Below are 1617 nucleotides of genomic sequence, written 5' to 3'. Positions count from 1 at the left end.
TCTATATGGTGGCCGCGTTCATGTACCTGGGCCTGACCGTGCTCGCCATGAGCGGCATGCACTTAATGGAACGACGTGCCGCTCGCGGCTTCGCGAGGAGCACCCAATGAACTGGGAAATCATCATCAAGTGGCTGCCGAAGCTGGCCCAGGGCGCAACCCTGACCCTGGAGTTGGTGGCCATCGCTGTAATCGCCGGGTTGTTGTTGGCGATCCCTTTGGGCATCGCGCGTTCGTCGCGACTCTGGTACGTGCGGGCCTTCCCCTACGGCTACATCTTCTTTTTCCGTGGCACGCCGTTGCTGGTTCAGCTGTTCCTGGTCTACTACGGCCTGGCGCAGTTCGATGCGGTGCGTAACAGCTCGATGTGGCCGTACCTACGCGATCCGTTCTGGTGCGCCACCGCCACCATGACCCTGCACACTGCGGCCTATATCGCCGAGATCCTGCGCGGCGCGATCCAGGCAATTCCGCCGGGTGAAATCGAAGCCGCGCGTGCTTTGGGCATGTCCAAAGCCAAGGCGCTGATCTACATCATCCTGCCACGTGCAGCGCGCATCGGCTTGCCGGCGTACAGCAACGAAGTGATCCTGATGCTCAAGGCCAGCGCCCTGGCCAGCACCGTGACCTTGCTGGAACTGACCGGCATGGCCCGCACTATCATTGCCCGGACGTACCTGCCGGTGGAGATCTTCTTCGCCGCGGGCATGTTCTATCTGCTGATGGCTTACGTGCTGGTTCGCGGCTTCAAGCTGCTGGAGCGCTGGCTGCGCGTCGATGCCTGCCAAGGGCGTTGATGCCTCCTGCGTGCTGACGGGCGAGGATCTGCTCGCCCGCTTCACGGCGCTTGATGCTTTTTTGATTGAGCACCAGGCGCTGTGGAAGCCACGACCGTTTACTCACCTGCAACTGCCTTGGGAAGCGTCCCACCCGGAGTTGGCGCGTTGGCTACGCGAGCGGTCGCTGGAAGATGCAGAAAACAGTCATAACCAGCCTTGTTTGCTGGATGCGCCGGAGCCGTTTGCTTCGTTGGCGGCGTTGTCGGCTGAGCTGAGTACCGTCGGTGAGTTGCCGGCACACGCACTGGAGACCGCCGGGCATCGGTTGAATGTCGATGTACCGGGGCGCAAGTGGCAACAGATCGAGGCGTTTGCCAGTCGCCTGTCGTTTGCTGCACCGCCGAGGCATTGGCTGGATTGGTGCTCGGGCAAGGGCCACTTGGGGCGGCGCTTGCTGCAAACCGGGCAACAATTGACCTGTCTGGAATATGACCCGGTATTGGTAGCCAGCGGACAGGCACTTAGCCTGCGTCATCAACTGCGTGCGTTGCATGTTGAGCAGGATGTGCTCGCTCTTGGCGCTGAGTCTTTATTAAGTGTTGATCACACGCCGGTAGCGCTGCACGCTTGTGGCGATTTGCATGTGCGGTTGATCCAGCTAGCCAGCGCGGCAGGCTGCAAACAACTCGCGATCGCGCCGTGCTGCTACAACCGCATCGGTCTGAGCGAGTATTCGCCTATATCCCAGGCCGCAAAAGGCTCCGCCTTACAACTTTCCCTCGACGACCTCGCACTACCTATGAGCGAAACCGTCACCGCCGGTGCCCGCGTGCGACGGC

At 61.2% G+C, this 1617-nt stretch carries 2 protein-coding genes and 1 pseudogene; all 3 read left to right on the top strand.

Translation table 11 applies throughout. From position 1 onward, the window contains the following. Positions 1–110, top strand: a pseudogene (locus AC1DRJ_RS26975) (ABC transporter permease); the annotation flags it as partial. Further along, on the top strand, positions 107–796 hold the full coding sequence (locus tag AC1DRJ_RS26970) for an ABC transporter permease (RefSeq protein WP_477804835.1): 690 nt from the start codon (positions 107–109) through the stop codon (positions 794–796). The pseudogene AC1DRJ_RS26975 and the gene AC1DRJ_RS26970, both read left to right, overlap by 4 nt. Continuing rightward, positions 777–1617, top strand: an 841-nt coding sequence (locus AC1DRJ_RS26965) for a methyltransferase (protein ID WP_477804834.1), incomplete at its 3' end; no start/stop codon positions are given. The genes AC1DRJ_RS26970 and AC1DRJ_RS26965, both read left to right, overlap by 20 nt.

It is taken from the genome of Pseudomonas sp. P5_B2 (assembly GCF_056400445.1).
This window is presented reverse-complemented; position numbering and strand designations above follow the sequence as displayed.

Coding starts and splice junctions, on each gene's coding strand:
- AC1DRJ_RS26970 (WP_477804835.1), top strand. CDS start 107: ATGAACTGGGAAATCATCATCAAGTGGCTGCCGAAGCTGGCCCAGGGC.